General features: G+C 72.8%; 15 protein-coding genes. 6 read left to right on the forward strand and 9 right to left on the reverse strand.

Going from position 1 to position 17,851, the window contains the following annotated elements; translation table 11 throughout:
• Nucleotides 1-17: 17 nt before the first annotated feature.
• The 3 genes from AB0C46_RS12895 to AB0C46_RS12905 form a co-directional block, all read right to left on the reverse strand.
• A complete protein-coding gene (locus tag AB0C46_RS12895) occupies nt 18-1,310 on the reverse strand; it encodes a SpoIIE family protein phosphatase (protein WP_362827846.1) in 1,293 nt (430 codons plus the stop codon).
• A gap of 76 nt (nt 1,311-1,386) precedes the next feature.
• Nucleotides 1,387-1,707, reverse strand: a complete 321-nt coding sequence (locus tag AB0C46_RS12900) for a GYD domain-containing protein (protein ID WP_362827847.1) — start codon at nt 1,705-1,707, stop codon at nt 1,387-1,389.
• Between the two features lie 186 nt (nt 1,708-1,893).
• Nucleotides 1,894-3,744 (reverse strand): peroxidase family protein, encoded by a 1,851-nt coding sequence (locus AB0C46_RS12905; protein ID WP_362827848.1) that lies wholly within the window; start codon nt 3,742-3,744, stop codon nt 1,894-1,896.
• A 584-nt stretch (nt 3,745-4,328) separates the two neighbouring features.
• On the opposite strand from AB0C46_RS12905, the gene AB0C46_RS12910 reads away from it, so the two are divergent.
• On the forward strand, nt 4,329-5,552 hold the full coding sequence (locus AB0C46_RS12910) for an MFS transporter (protein ID WP_362827849.1): 1,224 nt from the start codon (nt 4,329-4,331) through the stop codon (nt 5,550-5,552).
• The gene (locus AB0C46_RS12915; RefSeq protein ID WP_362827850.1) at nt 5,545-6,645 is read left to right on the forward strand and encodes a sugar ABC transporter permease; all 1,101 of its coding nucleotides are present in this window, start codon (nt 5,545-5,547) and stop codon (nt 6,643-6,645) included. Before AB0C46_RS12910 ends, AB0C46_RS12915 begins: the two co-directional genes overlap by 8 nt.
• 21 nt (nt 6,646-6,666) lie before the next feature.
• Here AB0C46_RS12915 and AB0C46_RS12920 read toward each other — a convergent pair whose 3' ends face one another.
• On the reverse strand, nt 6,667-7,887 hold the full coding sequence (locus AB0C46_RS12920) for an acyl-CoA dehydrogenase family protein (protein ID WP_362827851.1): 1,221 nt from the start codon (nt 7,885-7,887) through the stop codon (nt 6,667-6,669).
• Between the two features lie 149 nt (nt 7,888-8,036).
• Between AB0C46_RS12920 and AB0C46_RS12925 the strand changes: the two genes are divergently transcribed.
• Together AB0C46_RS12925 and AB0C46_RS12930 are read left to right on the forward strand one after the other, a co-directional pair.
• On the forward strand, nt 8,037-9,833 hold the full coding sequence (locus AB0C46_RS12925) for a CoA transferase (protein ID WP_362827852.1): 1,797 nt from the start codon (nt 8,037-8,039) through the stop codon (nt 9,831-9,833).
• The gene (locus AB0C46_RS12930; RefSeq protein ID WP_362827853.1) at nt 9,830-11,488 is read left to right on the forward strand and encodes a class I adenylate-forming enzyme family protein; all 1,659 of its coding nucleotides are present in this window, start codon (nt 9,830-9,832) and stop codon (nt 11,486-11,488) included. Before AB0C46_RS12925 ends, AB0C46_RS12930 begins: the two co-directional genes overlap by 4 nt.
• 62 nt (nt 11,489-11,550) lie before the next feature.
• Here AB0C46_RS12930 and AB0C46_RS12935 read toward each other — a convergent pair whose 3' ends face one another.
• From AB0C46_RS12935 to AB0C46_RS12955, 5 genes are all read right to left on the reverse strand, one after another.
• Nucleotides 11,551-12,360 (reverse strand): zinc ABC transporter substrate-binding protein, encoded by an 810-nt coding sequence (locus AB0C46_RS12935; protein WP_362827854.1) that lies wholly within the window; start codon nt 12,358-12,360, stop codon nt 11,551-11,553.
• Nucleotides 12,318-13,181, reverse strand: a complete 864-nt coding sequence (locus AB0C46_RS12940; protein ID WP_362827855.1) for a metal ABC transporter permease — start codon at nt 13,179-13,181, stop codon at nt 12,318-12,320. Before AB0C46_RS12940 ends, AB0C46_RS12935 begins: the two co-directional genes overlap by 43 nt.
• Entirely contained in the window at nt 13,178-13,792 is a 615-nt protein-coding gene (locus AB0C46_RS12945) for an ABC transporter ATP-binding protein (protein ID WP_362827922.1), read from the reverse strand. The genes AB0C46_RS12940 and AB0C46_RS12945 overlap by 4 nt, the downstream gene beginning before the upstream one ends.
• Nucleotides 13,793-14,278: 486 nt before the next feature.
• Nucleotides 14,279-14,926, reverse strand: coding sequence for a sigma-70 family RNA polymerase sigma factor (locus AB0C46_RS12950; RefSeq protein ID WP_362827856.1), 648 nt, complete (start codon nt 14,924-14,926; stop codon nt 14,279-14,281).
• A 194-nt stretch (nt 14,927-15,120) separates the two neighbouring features.
• Nucleotides 15,121-15,873: a PE-PGRS family protein gene (locus tag AB0C46_RS12955; RefSeq protein WP_362827857.1), complete on the reverse strand. Its 753-nt coding sequence runs from the start codon at nt 15,871-15,873 to the stop codon at nt 15,121-15,123.
• A 278-nt stretch (nt 15,874-16,151) separates the two neighbouring features.
• On the opposite strand from AB0C46_RS12955, the gene AB0C46_RS12960 reads away from it, so the two are divergent.
• Together AB0C46_RS12960 and AB0C46_RS12965 are read left to right on the forward strand one after the other, a co-directional pair.
• Entirely contained in the window at nt 16,152-16,946 is a 795-nt protein-coding gene (locus AB0C46_RS12960) for a PhzF family phenazine biosynthesis isomerase (RefSeq protein WP_362827858.1), read from the forward strand.
• A 71-nt stretch (nt 16,947-17,017) separates the two neighbouring features.
• Nucleotides 17,018-17,752 (forward strand): methyltransferase domain-containing protein, encoded by a 735-nt coding sequence (locus tag AB0C46_RS12965; protein WP_362827859.1) that lies wholly within the window; start codon nt 17,018-17,020, stop codon nt 17,750-17,752.
• Nucleotides 17,753-17,851 lie beyond the last annotated feature (99 nt).

Here is a 17,851-nt window from a genome sequence, read left to right on the forward strand (position 1 = left end):
CCGTCCACTTGCTGGAACTACAGGCGGACGACGACGAGGGCGATGTCGTCGCGGGCGCCGGCGCTGACGCCGAGGCGGGCCAGCAGGGCGTCGGCGAGGCGTTCGGGGCTGAATCCGCTGTAGCGGGCGAGGGCGTCGGTGAGCCGGGCGAGGCCGGTGTCGATGTCCTCGTCGCGGCGTTCGATGAGCCCGTCGGTATAGAGGACGAGGGTGTCGCCCGGCACATAGGGAAGGTGGGCCTGGGGGCGCGGCACCTGTTCGGGGTGGGCGCCCAGGGGCGGATCGGTGGCCCGGTCCAGGAGTTCGTGGGTGCCGTCGGCGTGCAGCAGGACGGGCGGGGGGTGGCCGGCGCTGCTGTAGGTGATCTGGCCGCCGGCGGTGTCGATCAGGGCTTGGACGGCGGTGGTGGCCAGCGCTTTGTCGACGGAGCGGGCGTACAGGCCAAGCACCTTCAGCGCCTGCGCGGGGCCTTCGACGGAGCGGGCGGCAGCGCTGAGGGCGCTGCGGAGCATCCCCATGACGGCGGCGGCTTCCAGACCGTGGCCGACGACGTCGCCGACCGCGATGGCGAATCCATCCTCCGGGAGGTCGACGATGTCGTACCAGTCGCCGCAGACATTCAGGGAGCCGATGGCCGGGAGGTAGCGCACCGCGATGTCACGGTGTCCGGCGAGGTCCGGGGAGTGGAGCATGGCCTCCTGCAGGGTGAGGGCGACCTGGCGTTCGCGGGCGTGGGCCCGGCGCAGCTCCTCGTTGAGGTGCTGCAGCGCCCGTGCCCGGACGTACAGCTCGGCCTCCATCGCCTCCTCGCGTGCGCTCAGCTGCCCGCCGGGCAGCGGACGGGACCGGCGGGAGTGGACGAAGGCCGTCACGTCCTCGACCCGGTGGATGATCCATGCCACCCTCTCGTCCGGCCCGGTGACGGGGGTGTTGATCGTGGACCACCAGCGTTCCTCGAACACCCCCGGCTGGTCCGTCACAGGGATGTCGTACCGCTGCACCGCCATCGTGTCCGGCTCCCCGGTGGACAGCACGCGGTGCAGCGAGGGGTGCAGGTTCTGCACCCCTTCGGCATCGGGGTCCGCGGGGTTGTCGGGGAAGGCGTCGAAGACGTACTGCCCGAGCAGATCGTCCCGGGTCCGCCCGGTCGCCTGGAGGTACGCCTGGTTGACGTCCACGATGACCAGCTCCGGGTCGAGGACCAGGCACGCGCTCGGTGTCGCGGCGAACAGCGCCGCATGATCGAGCTCCGGTCTCCTCACGCGCTCCTGCCCATCCTCCCGCAGTCCGGTGATCCGGACCTTCCTCATGCCCGCCGCCGCTGTGTGGCCCGCGTCCGCCGTCGGCGTTGCCTACCCGCCGCGGGTCCGTCCCGGCCGCGGCGGGTCAGGCGCCCGGTGGACGGAAGCCGACCGACTTCTTGGCGGCCTCGTCGATCTCCTCGACGGTCAGCAGCGGAATCGTCTTGGAACGCAGGGCTCCGCTGGCGCGGACGGTCATGGCGATGGCGGCCATCGACAACTGGTCGGGGAATTCGACGATGCAGTACAAGTCGTCGTCCCCGTAAGCGAAGTAGATCGTTTCGAGCCTGCCGCCGCACGCGCTGACCACCTGCTCGACGGCCGCCTTGCGCCCGGTGCCGCCCTCGGCGAGCAGCCCCTTCATGCCCTCGGCGGTATAGCTGGCCTGGACCAGGTACTTCGGCATCCGGCTCTCCCATGCTTCGGCCCATGCGGCAGCGGACCGCGGTACGGCGGTCACACGGCCACCCTCACCCGCCTGATGCGCACCGGCCACTGGTGGGCCGCCGAACGAAGGAACCCCCTACGGAGGGCGCAGCGGGACTCCCGAAGCCGGCCGCCGAGGCAACCGGCCGCCCGTCGAAGCGGGCGGTCACGATGCCTTCCACGGGGCGAAGGCGTTGTCCACGGACCGCAGGGACGACCGCAGCTCCGGGAAGTGGCGCAGCAGCACGGTGGTCATGCTGTTGTTCTCGATCCAGTCCAGACCGGCCTGGGTGTACACCTGGGGCGTGTAGTCCGTGGTGAGGAACCGGTCGCTGTTGAGGCGGCGGGAGGCCATGAGGATGAAGATCCGGAAGGCGGTGTCGCTGAAGGCGAAGCCCTTCGGCCGCGGCTCGGCATACATGCCCACCATGAGGTCGACGCGCTCGATGTCGTCGTCGTACATCCGGCGGAGTTCCCCGGCCCAGGACGGATCGTCCGTGAGGGAGGCGAAGTCCTCGGCGGGTTCGAGGTGCAGCCGGCGCCGGAATTCGTTGTACCGCGGTACGCCGAGTTCGCGGATCCGCAGAATGTCGACGGCCGCCAGGTCCATGAGGTGGCCGTCCGGACGCTGGAACTCCTGAAGGAATGTCGGGTAGTTGTGCAGCGTGACGAGTCCCGGATGCGAGGTGCCGAACGAGTAGAACAGGTCCGGCAGCGCATGCTTCCGCAGGATGTCGTAGGCACAGGGGCCCGACAGTTCGCGGAAAGTGGCCTCCTGCAGCAGCGAGTTGTCGGCGGCCGCACGGAAGCTCCAGTCGTCCGGGATCAGGGGGTGCATGCGGTAGACGGCGACGAATTCCTCGGTGAGTGAGTAGGGGACACCGAAGTGGTCGGGCCGGCCGCCCACGATGCCGCTCAGTACCTCGCTGCCCGTGATCCGGCCGAGCAGTTTGTGCACCCGCTCGCCCAGGATTCCGAACCAGTTGGCACGCAGTGCGGCGACCGTCGTCGGATGGCTGATCACCGCGGGAGTCCACTCGACTGTGTGGATCTTCGCGATCAGCGCCGCGTTGATCAGACGCGCACGCTGGAAGAGCTGCTCGTCCGACCAGCCGGGGTACTCCTGGCGCAGCCGGTCGCAGACGGCGTTGTGCTCCTGGAGGAACAGCAGATGCATCATGGCGAGGCCCAGCCAGAAGCCAGGGGTGTGCGCCGGGTCCCGCTCCGGCTCGTCCGGGAACAGCGAACCGTTGTGCGGCACCCGCAGTTTGCCGTCCGTGCCCGAGCGCAGTGCCCGCTGCGCGGCCGGGTCGTTGCCGTAGAGCTGGGACGCGTCCCACCAGTGGGAGTTCTCGTTGAGGTAGGTCGGCGGCAGGCCGTCGCCGCCGGCCGGCCGGGTCGGGTCGGGGAGGGTGCGGGCCACCGGCATCGGCGATTCCGGCCACGGGTCGTCGTCGGCCAGTTCGATGTGCCAGGGGTGGTCCATGGTGCCCTGACCATGGCTGACCCAGTCCCGGATCATGAACTGCAGCCATGCGGCGACCAGGGTGTTGACCGATTCGGCGGGGAGGAAGGTGTGCCTCGTGAGCAGTGCCCGGCTGATCTCACGGGGGCTGGGGGACAGGATCTCCGGCTCCGGCTCGGGAAAGGTCTGCGCGGGCGGGACATTGCGGCCGAAACGCGACCGGGCCATGCCCATGCGGGGGTTGTCCAGGTCGTTGTACGTACCGTCCGCGGTCCGTTCGGTGCCGTGCCGCGCATCGGGAGGCCCCGGGTCCGGCAGATTCTGGGCCGGGTAGCCGCCGGTGTCGAAGAGATTCTGCCGGCGCAGGATGTTGCGCAGGCCCAGCAGGCCCAGCAGGGTCAGCAGGCCGAGCGGCTTCGGCAGGTTCTGCCAGCCGATTCTGTGGTCCACCGCGAGCATCAACCTGTTGTAGAGGGCGAGGAACGGCGACGGGGCGTCACCGGCGTGTGGGGGGTCTGATCGGCGTGCGGAGCCTCGGGGTGCGGTGCTCATTGTGGACCTTCCTTCCGGCATCCGGTTCGGCCGGCGGGAGAAGGCGGCGCCGGCAGTCGGACCGACGCGTGCACGCGCCAGTTGCCCGGCCGGAACCGGCGGCCCGATCGGATCATCCCCGTCCCCGCGGATGACCGGCTCGGCGCCGGGGATCACGGTCCGTATGCCGGGGCAGTCGCCGCACAGACGTCATGGCTGGGTGGTCCGGGCCGGATGGCCGTCGGATGTGCACCGAGCCCGCGTGCCGCCCACTCCGGCGCCGGTGACACCGCCGCGCGGTGGGCCGGCCGGATTCCCGCCGGGGACCTGGGCGGTTGCCTGCGCCTGCTTCGGCAGGCCCTCCCCGCGTGCGTGAGAGCGGGTGAATCCCTCCATATCTCAAGATATCGAACGTGCCACTGATCGGCGCGCCGAGTTCTCCGGAGCGCCCGGTCAGGCCTGGCCGCCGCCCGCGGCCCGTTGGGGCAGGCGGTGGGCGCAACTCCGCCCATGGCCACCCGTCGGCCGCCGGGAACCAGGCATCGGGCCCGTACGACTGACTGGACCGGGGCCCGTAGGCGGGCCGGAGCTGTCGGGAGGGGCGCGTGCTGGTGAAACGTGGCAAGGAACCGGAGGCCGCCGGGCCGGACGGTGGGACCGCACGCGCACCGGGCGGCGGGTCGCTGACCGTGCTGCTCACGACGGCCATGGCGTTCTCCATGCTGCAGCTGTTCGTGATCGGGGCGCTCGGACCGCGGCTGGTCGGGGAATTGGGGATCTCGCGTACGGTGCTGGGCCTGACCACCACCACGGGCTTCGGGGCGGCGGCCCTGCTGTCACCGATGGCGGGCCGACTGGTGGACCGGGTGGGCCCCCGGCGCTGCCTGATCGCGCTGCTGCTGCTCACCGCCGCTTCGCTGGCGCTCATCGGCGCCGTCCCCGGAACGAGCGTGCTGCTGCTGGCCGTTGCACTCGGCGGTGTACCGCAGGCGCTGGCCAACCCCGCCACCAACAAGGTGATCCTCGCCGCCTTTCCGGCCGAACGGCGGGCCGCCGTCACCGGGCTGAAGCAGTCCGGGGTGCAGTGCGGGGCGTTCGTGGCGGGACTGCCGCTGTCGCTGCTGGCGGCAGGGGTGGGCTGGCGCGGCGCGGTCTGGGCGGCGGCCGGCACGGCGGCACTTGCCGCGCTCTGGGCGACACGGGTACTGCCGGCCGACCCGCCGTCGGCCACCGCGGGCGCACCTGCCGCCGCATCGTCCCCCCGGGAGACATGGCGGCTGGCCGTCTTCTCCCTGCTGCTCGGCTGCGGTATCGCCTCGGTCAACACTTATCTGGCGTTGTTCGGCTCGCAACGCCTCGGGATGGCGCCGACCACGGCGGCGGCACTGGTGGCCGTGCTGGGCGTGGCCGGTATCGGCGGGCGGGTCGGCTGGTCACGGGCGGCGGGGCGGCCGGGCTGGGCCGAGGCGCTGCCGGCGCTGCTGGCGGCCGGTGCGGTGGGCGCCGCGCTGCTGCTCGCCGCCGCGCTCCGGGCGCATCCGCTGGTGTGGGTGGCCGCCGTCGCGGTCGGCTCGTTCGCCGTGTCCGCGAATGCCGTCTCCATGGTGCTGGTGCTGCGGAAGGCGGCGCCCGGCCGGGCCGGGAAGGACTCGGCCCTGGTGTCGGCGGGATTCTTCGCGGGGTTCGCGGTGGGACCGCCGCTGTTCGGCGCGCTGGTCTCCGCGACCGGATACGGGCCGGGCTGGCTCCTGGTGGCGGCGGAGTTCGCGGCGGCGTCGGCGGTCGCCGTTCCCCTGATGCTGCGTCGCACCGGAGGGCCCGATGCCTGAGACGACCCGCCACACGCCATGGGCCGACCGTGCGTGGACGGCAGTGCTGGAGCGGACCGGGCGGACCGCGGCCGAAGTGGGGCCGCGCTTCCCGCTGTACGCCGATCCGGAGAGCGGCACCTGGAAGTCCACGTCCAGAGGGTCCTGGACGGGCGGCTTCTGGGCCGGACTGCTCTGGCTGCGCGCCCTGGCGTCGGGCGCTCCCCGGGACCGGGCGGCCGCGGCCGAGTGCACCCGGAGACTGGCCCACTGGGTCGACCAGGACACCGCCACCCGCGGGCTGATCTTCTGGTACGGCACCGCGCTCGCCGCGGGACCGGGGAGCGACGGTGCAGCGGCCGGGCTGCGGGAGAAAGCGGCCCGGTCCTGTCTGGCGGCATACGACCCGGAGCGGGAACTGGTGCCCTGGGGCGAGGCGTTCGGCGGCCCCCGGATGCTGGCACGGGTGGACGCGGTGCCGGGACTGGTGCCGCTGCTGGCGGGCCTGGCGGGGGAGGGGCGGCGCGCGGCGTACGGGCATCTGACCCGGCATCTGACGCTGAGCCGCACCGAGCGCCCACCGCGCCCGGCCTGGCAGGCCGGGCCCGGTGACGGCTGGACACCCTGCGCCGAACCCGCACCGGGATGGAGCCGCACCACGCCCTGGCTGCTGCTAGGCCTCGCGGACGGACTCCACTGCCTCACGGACGGGCTCGACTCCCGTGCGGCCGGGGCCCTGTGGGAGGCGGCGGACCGGCTCACCGCGCCGCGGCTCGCCCCGGCCGCCGGGCTCGTCCCGCCGGCCCAGGACGGGCAGCGGTCCGGCCCGGTCGACACCTCCGCGGCTGCCATCGAGGCGGTGGCCCTGCTGAAGCTGGCCGCCCTGACGCGGGCGACGGGCCGCGGGAACGAAGCCGGACGACTGACCGCGCGGGCCCGGCAGATCCTGCATCGCTTGTGCACCGGCCATCTGTCGGCCCGGGGCGCGCTGACGGACGGGTGCTACGACGCCGCCCGCGCCCTCGCCCCGCGCCATGAGCTGATCTGGGGCGACTTCTTCCTGGCGGCGGGGCTGGCGATCCTCACCGGCCGGACGGATCCGTTCGCGACATGACCGGTTGGCTTCTCACTACGATCAGCCCCGGTAGCCGCGCAGCACCCGGCGGGCGACGGCCGTGATGTGCAGCTCGTCGGGGCCGTCCAGCAGCCTGGCCGTGCGGCCGGTGCGGAACAGCCCCGGCAGCGCGGTGTCCGGACCGAGACCGGCCGCGCCGTGCACCTGGATCGCGGCGTCGGCCACCTGCTGCAGCATGCGGGCCGCCGCCACCTTGGCCAGGCCGGTCTCCAGCCGGGCGTCGCCGCCCGCGGCCAGCCGGGTCACCGCCTCATGGACCAGGGGCCGGGTGGTACGGATCGCCAGCAGCGAGTCGAAGACCATCTGCTGGACGAGCTGACGGTCCGCCAGCGGTCCGGCCGACTGGCTCCGCGACCGGGCCCGCAGACACATCAGGTCGAAGGCCCGCTCGGCCTGTCCGAGCCAGCGCAGACACCGCAGCACCCTGCCGAGCACCAGCCGCTCCCCGGCGATCCGCAGTGCCTGGCCGGGGGCGCCCACCGCATGCTCGGGCGGCACGGCGACCCCGTCGAGTTCGATCTCCCACTGACCGCCGGCGCCCAGGACGGGCAGTTCCCGCACCACCGTGAACCCCGCGGCAGACGCGGGCACCAGAAACAACGACAGGCCGTCCGTTCCGGCCCCTTCGTCAGCCACCCGCGCCAGCACGGTGACCAGATCGGCGTCGCCCGCGCCCGAGGTGAACCACTTGCGGCCGTGCAGGACCCAGCCGCCCGCGGCGTCCGAGACGGCCCGGGTGGCGGTCAACCCCGGGTCGGTACCGGGTGTTTCGGGCTCGGTCATCGCGTAGCAGGTCCGCACCTCGCCGTCGGTGATGCGTCGCAGAAACCGTTCCTTCACGGTGTCGTCGGCATGCCGCGCGAGCATCAGCACATCGAGCAGGGGAGCCGAACCGAGCGCCGCCGGGCCGTGGTCGCTGGCTCCCTCGGCCTCCGCGATATGGGAGTAGAGCGCAAGGCCGAGCCCCTGGCCGCCGTGTTCCTCCGGCAGCGGCAGGGCCCACAGCCCCTCCCGCTTTGCCTCGGCCTGGAGTCGGCGCAGCTCGGTGCGCGCCGCGGCGCCACCCGCGTCCAGCACCGGCTCGCAGGGCATCACCCGCTCCCGCACGAAGGCCATGACCCGCCCGCGCAGGGCCTCGGCTTCGGGCGGACAGCCGGGCTGCCCGAGTCCGGCGGACCCGAGCGGCGGGTCCGCCGCCGACAGGTGCTGCCCAGCGTTCATGGCGTGCACGGCCTTCCTCCATATTCACCGGGAACTCGGTGGACGGACAGTCCGACTTACTGGCCGTGGAGTTGGTCGGCGCCGGACGCCGTCTGGTTCCCGTGTCTGTGTGTGAACCAGGCGGCGGTGCGCCGCCGGAGAGGAGTGCCGTGGGACACCCTGCCGTCATCCACGCGTCCCAACCGTTGGAAGAGGTGACCGTGCGGGTCGAGGGCCCGCCGGCGCTCACCACGCCGGCGGCCGCCCATCTGCGGGCACTCGGCGCGACCCTGACACCGCAGACGCCCGGACCGCACACCGGGCACGCGACGTTCGAGGCCGCGGGCGCGCCGGGCGCGGCCACCGCGTACACCGCCTGGGCCGATGTCCTGCCGGACGCGGACGCCGTCGACGAGGCCACGGTCCAGGCGGCCACCGGCATGATGCAGGTACACGGCAGACGCGACGGCCGGCCGCGTGGTCTCGCCGTCGACTACGCCGCCACCTGTGCCTCCGTGCTCACCGTGCAGGGCCTGCTCGCCGCCCTGCTCGGCCGGGCGCGCGGCGGCGCGGGCCCCGCGCAGGTCACCACCGGAGCCGACCGGGCCGCGCTGCTCACCCTCGGCCAGTACCTCGCGGCGGCGAACGCCCCGGAGGCCGAGGCCGTACCGCTGTCACCGGGCGGGCCGCCGTTCACCGCCCGGTGCGGCACCCGGTTCGAGCTGGAGGCCTTGGACCCCGTCCTCTGGGCTCGGTTCTGGCGGGACCTCGGTGCGCCCGAGGAGGCCATCCGCACCGGCTGGCAGCCCTTCCAGTTCCGGTACGCCACCGCCTGCGCCCCGATACCCGAGGCCTTGCACCGGGCGGCACGTTCCGCGTCCTGGGCACGGGTGCAACAGGCCGCAGCCGCCTCGGGGGCGGAGGTGTGCCTCCTGCACGCCCCGGCCGCACTGCCCGGAGCGACGGCCGGGACGGCACCGTGGACCCTGACCCCCCACACCGCGGACCGGCCCCCGCCGGCCACCGGCACCGTCTCCTCTGCCGCACATCCCCTCGCGGGGCTGACGGTCCTGGAAGCGGGCCGCCGCATCCAGGCCCCGCTCGCCGCCCATCTGCTCCGTCAGCTCGGCGCCGAGGTCCTCCGGATCGAACCCCCCGGCGGTGACCCGCTACGCGGTATGCCGCCCTGCTGCGAGGACATCTCCGCCCGATGGCTCGCGCTCAACCGGGGCAAGAACGCCGTACAGATCGACATCAAGTCCCCCGTCGGACAGGCCGAGTTGCGTGAGCTGGCCGCCGGTGCCGATGTCTTCCTGCACAACTGGGCTCCGGGCAAGGCCGAACAGCTCGGCCTGGACGCCGACCGGCTGACGGCCGTCAACCCGGGGCTGGTGTACGCCTACACCGGCGGCTGGGCCGGGCGGCTGCCCGGCGCTCCGATGGGCACCGACTTCATGGTCCAGGCCCGTACGGGCGTCGGCACGGTGGCGCGCCCCGCCGACGAACCGCCCGCGCCGTCCCTGATGACCCTGCTCGACGTCCTCGGCGGACTGCTCGGCGCCGAAGCCGTCGTCGCCGGTCTGCTGCTGCGCGAATGCAGCGGCCGCGGGGTAAGGGTGGAGTCCTCGCTGCTGGGCGCCGCGGAGGCGCTCACCGCACCGGCGCTGCACCGGGCTGCGGCCGGCGGGGCACTCCGCCGTCCCGCGGGCTTCCGCCGTCCGCTGCCGACCGCCGACGGCTGGATAGCCCCCGCCGACGACTCCGCTGCCGCCGCCGGTGCCCGCGCGGCCCGGTTGACGGAGCTGACCTCGGCGCAGGCGCTCGACGGGCTGCGCGCCGACGGACTGGCCGCGACCGCCGTGGCCACCGACCTCGGTGCGCTCCCACAGGACCAGCGCCTCCGCGGCGCCTTCACCCGTGACGCCCATGGCTCCCTCGCCGTCCCCACGCCCTGGAGATTCGTATGAACCATCGGATTCACGACCTGGTTCCCGGCACGCTCCGCCGCACCTGGGCGGCGGCGGGACACTGCCCCGATCTCGACCTGTACGCGCTGTTCCGGGCACACCGGATGCGGAACCCCCTCCGCACCGCCGTGATCGATGCACAGGGCGAGACCAGCTATGCCGAGCTGGACACCCAGGCGCGATGTCTGGCCGCCGGCCTCGCCGAGGCCGGTATCCGACCGGGCGACGTGGTGGGCGTCCAACTGCCCAACAGCAGAGCGGCGGTGGCCGCCGATCTCGCGCTGGCCGCCCTGGGGGCGATCGCCCTGCCCTTCCCCATCGGGCGCGGCGGACGCGAAGCCGTGTCGCTGCTGGGCCGCTCCGGGGCGCGGGCGGTGATCGCGGCCACCGCGTTCCGGGGGATCGAGCACGCCAGGGAACTGGCGGAACGGGCCGACGCCTTGCCCGCCCTGCACACCGTGCTCGCCGCCGGCCCGGGCCCGGTCCCCGCGGGGTGCCGGTCGCTGGCCGGCCTGACCGGTGACGAGCGGGCCGGTTTCACCCCCGAACGGCCCGATCCCGACTCCGCGGCCCGGATCCTGGTCTCCTCCGGCTCCGAGGCGGAGCCGAAGATGGTGGCGTATTCGCACAACGCGCTCGCCGGTGGCCGTGGCAATTTCCTCGCCTCCCTGCTGGTCGACGACAGCCCGCCGCGGTGTCTGTTCCTCGTCCCGCTCGCCTCGGCGTTCGGCAGCAACGGGACCGCGGTGACCCTCGCCCGGCACGGCGGAACCCTGGTACTGCTCGACCGTTTCACGCCCGAGGACGCGCTGGCGGCCCTGCGCACCCATCGGCCCACCCATGTGCTGGGCGTGCCCACGATGGTCCGCATGATGGTGGAACGCTGCGGAACGGAAAGCCGTACGGCGGACGGGCCGAGGGCGCTGATCCTGGGCGGCTCCGCGCTCGACGCGGCCACCCACGACGAGGCGGCCCGGGTCTTCGGCTGCCCGGTGGTCAACCTCTACGGATCGGCCGACGGGGTCAACTGCCATACCGGCACGGCACAGCGGGACCTGCTCCCGGACGACGGGCCGGGGATCGTGGTGGGCCGGCCCGACCCCGCCGTCTGCGAGATCCGTATCGCGCCACCGCACGGTGCGGCCTCGGACGGGACCGGGGAGATCCTCGCGCGGGGCCCGATGACGCCCCTGTGCTACGTCGGCGCCCCCGAGTTGAACATGCGCTACCGCACGGCCGACGGCTGGGTGCGCACCGGCGATCTGGGGACGTTCGCCGCCGACGGCACCCTGCGGGTCGTCGGCCGGCTCAAGGACATCGTGATCCGCGGCGGCGCGAACATCAGCCCCGCAGAGGTCGAGGGCGAGCTCTCCTCGCACCCGGACGTCCGGGACGTGATCTGCGTGGGCGTGCCCGATCCGCTGATGGGGGAGCGGCTCGCGGCCTGTGTGGTGCCGAGAGCCGGCCGGGAGATCACCCTGCAGAGCCTGTGTGCCCACCTCGACACACGGGGTCTGGAGCGCCGCAAGCACCCGGAGCAGCTGCTGCCGGTGACCGGCGCGCTGCCCCTCACTCCCGCCGGCAAACCCGACCGCGCCGCACTGCGCGAGCGGCTCGCCGCCGGGCTCCCGGACGAGCCCGCACGGACGGGGTGACCGGCCGGCGGTGGTGGGCCGGTACGCTCCAACGACCCACCACCGCACGGCGATCCGTCCGGTCAGGACCCGGCGAACGCCTTCTCCATCTGCTGCGCGGCCTTGCGGTACACCCCCAGCAGATCCAGGTCCTGGCCCGGGTAGTTGGCGATGTTCAGCTGCTTGGCGCCCGCACCTGGCAGTACCGTTCCGGTCGACATGTTCTCGTTGTCGAGCACGAACTCCGGCTTCTTCGCAGACAGCTTCGACAGCTGAGCCGGAGTCACCGCCTCCGGGCCGTACGTGCCCACCATCTGTGCCCCGGCGAGCTTGGCCGCCCACGTGGTGAACATCTGCGCCGTCACCGCCGGGGCCTTGCCACCCGGCCAGGCGGCCTGCACCTTCTTGTTCAGCGACTCCCACTCCTTGCCGAACGTGGTGTTCCACCGCGCGGCCGCCTGCTGCGTACCGAACGCCTTGCCCAGACGCGTCACATTGGCCGTCGTCTTCGACGGGGTGTTGTCCAGGTTCAGCTCGATCATCTTGGCCTGGGAGCCCGCCGCCTCCTTGATCCGGCCGGCGAAGGGCTCGAACGAGGAGTAGAGGACGTAGTCGGCTTTCGCCACCTTGGTCAGATCGGACGGCTTGACGTCGTAATCGGGCGCATGCCGGATGGCGGCGGGGACGATGGAGGTGACGTTCTTCGCCCCGGCGGCCTTCGCCAGCGCCGCCTCCCACACCGTGGTGGCGACCACCACGGGCCCGGCGGCAGCCTTGTCCGAGGTGCCGGCCGCGGTGTCTTCCGAGGCCGCGCCGGAGCCGCATCCGGAGATCAGCAGCAGTCCCGCGCTCAGTGCGGTGAGGGGACGGATGAGGACGCGGGTGCGCGCCATGAGGGGGTTCTCCGTTCGGGGATGAGATGAGCTGCGAGGGCGACCGCACCCGCAGCGAGGACGAGGACCGGCCCGGGAGGCAGGTCCCAGGCCAAGGAGGCAAGAAAGCCGGCGACGTTCACCACCAGCCCGATGCCGATCGCCCACAGCGTGATCGACACCAGGGAGCGGCCGAGCCGGCGGGCGGCGAGGGCGGGCAGCAGGGTGAGCGCGTCCACCAGCAAGGCACCGGTCAGCCGGATGGCACCGGCCACCGCGACCGCCACCAGGACCAGGAGCAGCACGGTGAGCCGCTGGACCGCCACCCCGGAACACAGCGCCAGTTCCCGGTCGTGCAGCAGCAGCGACAGGTCCCGGCGCCGCCAGACGAACAGCGCGGGAAGAGCCACCGCCAGGGCACCCAGCACCGCGAGGTCGACGGGGCGCACCGCCAGAATCGACCCCCACAGCAGCGCGAAGGCCCCGTTCGCGTTCACCCCGGACAACGCCAGCATCAGCAGCGCGGCGGCGATGGCCAGGCTCATCAGCAGCCCCATCGCCCCCGACAGACCGTCCGGCGTACGCGCCAGGGGAGCCACCCCGGCACCGGCCAGCGCACAGGCGAGCAGCGCGCACAACACCGGGTCCAGGCCCACCAGTTGCCCCACCGCGATACCCAGCAGCGCCACATGCATCATCGCGAAGCGCACCGGCATGATGTCCAGCCCGACGATCACCACGCCCACCACCGGCAGGCCCAGCGCGGAGAGCAGCAGACCGGCCCCGGCGCGCTGTACGGGGACGAGCTGCAGCAGGTCACCGACCTGTCCGAGCGCACTCACCGGACCTCCCGCAGACGTCCGGCGGCCATCTCCAGCGTCCGGTCGCAGCGCGCGGCCATCGCCCGGTCGTGGGTGACCACGAGCACCGTCACCGGCAGCGTGGTGAGCACCTCCGCGGCCTCCTCCTGCCCGGCGAAGTCCAGTGCCGCCGTCGGCTCGTCGGCGAGCAGCACCCCCGCCCCGGCGGCCACACACCCCACCGCCCGCGCCAGATGCATCCGCTGCAACTGCCCACCGGACAGACTGCTCAGCGGACGGTCCGCGAGCGCACCCACCCCCAGACGGTCGGCGGCCCCCGCGGCCTCGGCCGGGGCGCCGCTGCTCGCCAGCAGTTCCTTCGCCAGCAGCGGGAAGCGCCCGGCGGCCGGGCGCTGCGGTATCCATGCGCAGGCCCGTCGGCGCCAGGCCCACTCCGCGGCGCTACGACAGCCCCGCCGCCCGACGAGAATCTGGCCGTCGACCTGCCGGTGCAGCCCCAGCACCGCCCGCAGCAGTGTCGTCTTGCCCGAACCGTTCGTACCGGTCAGCGCGATCCGTTCACCGGCGGCCACGTCCAGATCCACACCGCTCACGGCCTCCAGACGGCCGTGCCGGCACACCACGCCGTGCATCCGTACGTCGAGACCGGACGACTTGCTTTCCTGCCGTGCCGCTGGGGGCTCCGGCCGCTCTTTGCTGCGCTCCACAGCCCACTAGTCGGACCGCCGGGCCGTCGGGTTCCCACCGACATCACTTTCTCCGCGGGGAGCGAACCGGGCGACGCGTCACGGGATATACCGGCGGCGCTGTCGGTTCGGTGCGAACGGCGTCTGTTGACGCCTGCCGTCACCTGCCGCCGCCTGCCGCTGCTTGCCGACGGCCGCCGACGGCCGCGGAGCGGTCCCGGCACCGGGGCGTGGCACCGGGGTTGCGGGACCGGCGCGCGGCACCGGGGCGCGGACCGGTCTGCGGGGCCGGGCTGCGGGGCCCGGGGGGCCGGGGGGCGTGGGAACGCTGCTCCAAGCGCGTCCCTGCACCCCGGCCTCCCGCCCGGCCGCCGCCACCACCTCATCCGGCTCCCGGCCCCGCTTCCGGCCCCGGCCGCCGCGGATACCGCCTCAGGCCGACGCCGTCGAAGCGGGCACCTGCCACTTCGCGCCGAACCCCGCCGGCGCCGCTTCCCGCTCCGCGCTGTCCGGCCGCCGCGCGGTGCTGCCCTCAGCGGAGTTCAGCAGTGCGATCAGCGTCTCCCGGGCCCGGGCCACCCGGGACCGGACGGTGCCCACGGGACACCTCGCCACCGAGGCGGCCTGCGCATACGGCAGCCCGAGCAGTTGGGTGAGCACGAACGCTTCCCGCCGCGCGGGCGTAAGAGCACAGAGCAGATCGGCCAGCACGATGCCTTCGTCGAATCCCGGCAGGATCTCCGGCTGCGCCTGTTCCGCCATGGCCTGCCAGTCGTCGAGCGCGGCGACCCGGGGCCTGGCCCGGTTGGCACGGATCCGGTCGGCGACCGTGCGCCGGGCGATCGTCAGCAGCCAGGTACGGGCCGAGGACCGGCCCTCGAAGGAGGGGAGGCCCTTCAGGGCCCGCAGATAGGTGTCCTGGACCAGGTCGTCCGCCGCCTGGAAGTCACCGCTCAAATGCGTGACATAGCGCAGCACATCGCGTCGGGTGGCCCGTACGAACCGCTCGACGGCGGCCTCGTCGCCGCTGCGGCCCTCCAAAGCCCACCTGGTCACCAGGGCGTCCTCAGCCGCACGCATGCGATGCCTCCTCTCCCTTGCGCAGTTCCATGGGCACGGGTATCTGCGATACCGGCATCTGGGCAGGCGTCATCATCGGAAGTCCTTCGCTGGATCCGGTCACTGTGACGGCGTCGGGACCGGAGTGTCGGGGCGGGCGCGGCCGGCGCGGCGTGCGCGCGAGATCCGTCCGCGGCCCGGAGGGCGCACTGCTGTCAGTGGACAGCCGGCTCCAGCGGTGGGCCCCGGCGCGAGACGACATGGACCAGGAGCAGTCGACGCAGGGCGCGGTGCGGTGTCCGCTCCGGTTCCCGGGCGTCCGCAGGGAGGGTCGGCAGCACGGGTTGCAGAACGAGGCGGATACGCGGCACGAGAGCGAGGGACACCGTCCGTACCAGCCGGAAGACCGCGCGCTCGCCGCCCCACATCCACCACACGCTCAGCGTCGCGATCAGCAGATGCGCCGCGAGCATCGCACCGACGCCACCCGGCGTCCCCGGATGCGGAAGGTGCCCCATGCCGGGCATCTGGCCCGGCACCGACAGACCAACGAAGTGCCCGCCACCCGCCACCACCTGCACCGGTGAACCGTCAACCAAGGCCGCGCGCAGGCCAGTTGAGGCCCGCATGTCATCAAGTGGTACACCGCCACCACACCGCAGCGATTCCCACCACAGCGTGGCCCAGGACAGCTTGCTGTGCCCGGCGTGGTCGATCGCCTGCCCGAGGGCGAAGGCGGAGTGCAGGGCCGCTTGGGTACCCACCGTCAGGGCCGCCACCGTCAACGGACCTCGTTCACGGCCGGCGAAGCACCACGCACCTCCCGCGGCCCCTGCCGCAGCTGTGAGCAGCACCTTCCACGGCAGCACCGCACCGGACGTCAGCACATGCCCGACAGCCGTGAGCAGTACGCAGACCACCGCGAACGCGATGGCCCGCAATCCCCTGAGTACGTATCCGGCTTCCATGGCGAGAACAGCTTGCCCCTCCCATGCTCCGTCAGACAGAAGAGGCCAAAAGATGCTCACTTCCGGAGTGAAAATGACTGCCGGAACGGATGGCGGACTACGGCACATCGATGGCCGACGGGCCACCCAAAGACGTACGGGACACCCAGCGCCGAGGAAGTCCTGCATCCGGGGCGCAGGCGACAAGGGCGGCGTACCGGGCCCCATCACACCCCCCTCCCCGTGCCCTCGCCAAACCCATACCCCAAGGACGAGCCACAACCAGTAGCGTCGGACGCATGCGTGCCTTCATCGTCGATGCGTTCACCGACCGCCCCTTCGCCGGCAATCCCGCCGGTGTGTGTCTGCTGGACAAGCCGGCCGACGCCGCCTGGATGCAGCGGGTGGCCGCCGAACTCAACCTGCCGGAAACCGCCTTTGTGCACCCGACGGCGGAAAACATCTACGGATTGCGATGGTTCACGCCGACCGTGGAGGTCGATCTGTGCGGTCACGCCACCTTGGCCACCACCCACGTGCTCCACACGACCCAGGCCACTGCCCCTGACGCGGTCCTGTACTTCGACACCCTCAGCGGTGCACTGACCGCCCGTCGCCACAGCCAGGGCGCGATATCCCTGGACTTCCCGACGGATGTGCCGACCGCAACCCCCGTGCCCCCGCACCTCGCCGAGGCCCTCGGCGCCGAGCCGAAGTGGACGGGCCGGGCCAGGCACGATCTGCTCGTGGCACTGCCCGATGCGGAAACGGTGCGTGACCTGACCCCGGACATCGCCGCACTGGCCGACTTCAGCGGCCGGGCGGTCATCGTGACCGCGAGCGCCCCGGACGGCGCCGACCACGACTTCGTCTCCCGCGTCTTCGCCCCCGCCGCAGGTATCCCCGAGGACCCCGTTACCGGCGCCGCCCACTGCGTCCTCGCACCCCACTGGGCCGGACGGCTGGGCCGCACCACACTGACCGGCGTCCAACTCTCCCCGCGGGGCGGCCGGGTGGGCGTCGAGCTACGCGGCGACCGGGTCACCCTGATCGGCCGGGCGGTCACCGTCTTCGACGGCGAACTGCGGCCTTGAGGTGTGGGGTGCGGGCCGGCAGATGCAGGCAGCGTCCGGCCCCGCAGCTCACCGGTTGTCGGTGAACCGGGGTGCTGTTCACCGACGCGGACGCCGCCGCGCTGTACGACCTGTTGAATCCGTGGGACCCGGAACAGTGGCCCAGTGATGGCTTCTACGACGCGCTGGTCATGGCCGCGGGCTCGGTCCTGGACGTCGGCTGCGGTACCGGCGCCATGCTGCACCTCGCTCGCGAACATGGCCATCCGGGCCACCTCGTCGGACTCGATCCCGACCGTGCCGCACTTGCCCGCGCCCGGCGTCGCGCCGATATCGAGTGGGTCGAGGGCACTGCGGCGGCCGCGCGGTGGGACGCCGCATTCGAGCTCGCGACGATGACCAGCCATGCGTTCCAATGCCTTGTCACCGACGCGGAGTTGCGTGCCTCGCTCGCGGCGGTCCACGCGGCGCTGCGCCGCGGCGGTCGCTTCGCGTTCGAGACGCGGCACCCGCAGGCGCGTGCCTGGGAGGAGTGGAATCCGGCCAGGGCATCCGATGTCGTCGACGCGGCCGGCCGGTCCCTGCGGGTGTGGCACGAGACCGAGTCCGTCATCGGTGACGTGGTCACCTTCACCAGGACGACGGCCGCGGCCGACGGCACCGTGCTCCGAGTCGAGCGGACCAGCCTGCGCTTCCTTGACGTGGCGATGCTCGACGCGTTCCTCGCCGACGCGGGCTTCGCCATCGAGGCCCGTTACGGTGCCTGGGACGGCGGCCCCATCACCGGTGCGAGCCGGGAGATCATCACGCTCGCCCGCCGCCGATAGGCCCATGGGCGCTGTGCATCTCGGCGGGCGGAACGCGGACTGGGCGGGTGGGTGCGCAATCAAGCCATTCCCATTCCCCTTCCGTGGCGAGAAATGACG

This window comes from Streptomyces sp. NPDC048637, from assembly GCF_040650675.1.
Lineage (GTDB): Bacteria > Actinomycetota > Actinomycetes > Streptomycetales > Streptomycetaceae > Streptomyces.

Excerpts from the sequence above, each read along its gene's own strand:
- AB0C46_RS12945 (WP_362827922.1), bottom strand. The coding sequence starts at position 13,792 with ATGCACGGCGTGGTGTGCCGGCACGGCCGTCTGGAGGCCGTGAGCGGT.
- AB0C46_RS12900 (WP_362827847.1), bottom strand. The coding sequence starts at position 1,707 with ATGCCGAAGTACCTGGTCCAGGCCAGCTATACCGCCGAGGGCATGAAG.
- AB0C46_RS12950 (WP_362827856.1), bottom strand. The coding sequence starts at position 14,926 with ATGCGTGCGGCTGAGGACGCCCTGGTGACCAGGTGGGCTTTGGAGGGC.
- AB0C46_RS12905 (WP_362827848.1), bottom strand. The coding sequence starts at position 3,744 with ATGAGCACCGCACCCCGAGGCTCCGCACGCCGATCAGACCCCCCACAC.
- AB0C46_RS12895 (WP_362827846.1), bottom strand. The coding sequence starts at position 1,310 with ATGAGGAAGGTCCGGATCACCGGACTGCGGGAGGATGGGCAGGAGCGC.
- AB0C46_RS12920 (WP_362827851.1), bottom strand. The coding sequence starts at position 7,887 with ATGAACGCTGGGCAGCACCTGTCGGCGGCGGACCCGCCGCTCGGGTCC.
- AB0C46_RS12930 (WP_362827853.1), top strand. The coding sequence starts at position 9,830 with ATGAACCATCGGATTCACGACCTGGTTCCCGGCACGCTCCGCCGCACC.
- AB0C46_RS12955 (WP_362827857.1), bottom strand. The coding sequence starts at position 15,873 with ATGGAAGCCGGATACGTACTCAGGGGATTGCGGGCCATCGCGTTCGCG.
- AB0C46_RS12935 (WP_362827854.1), bottom strand. The coding sequence starts at position 12,360 with ATGGCGCGCACCCGCGTCCTCATCCGTCCCCTCACCGCACTGAGCGCG.
- AB0C46_RS12960 (WP_362827858.1), top strand. The coding sequence starts at position 16,152 with ATGCGTGCCTTCATCGTCGATGCGTTCACCGACCGCCCCTTCGCCGGC.
- AB0C46_RS12915 (WP_362827850.1), top strand. The coding sequence starts at position 5,545 with ATGCCTGAGACGACCCGCCACACGCCATGGGCCGACCGTGCGTGGACG.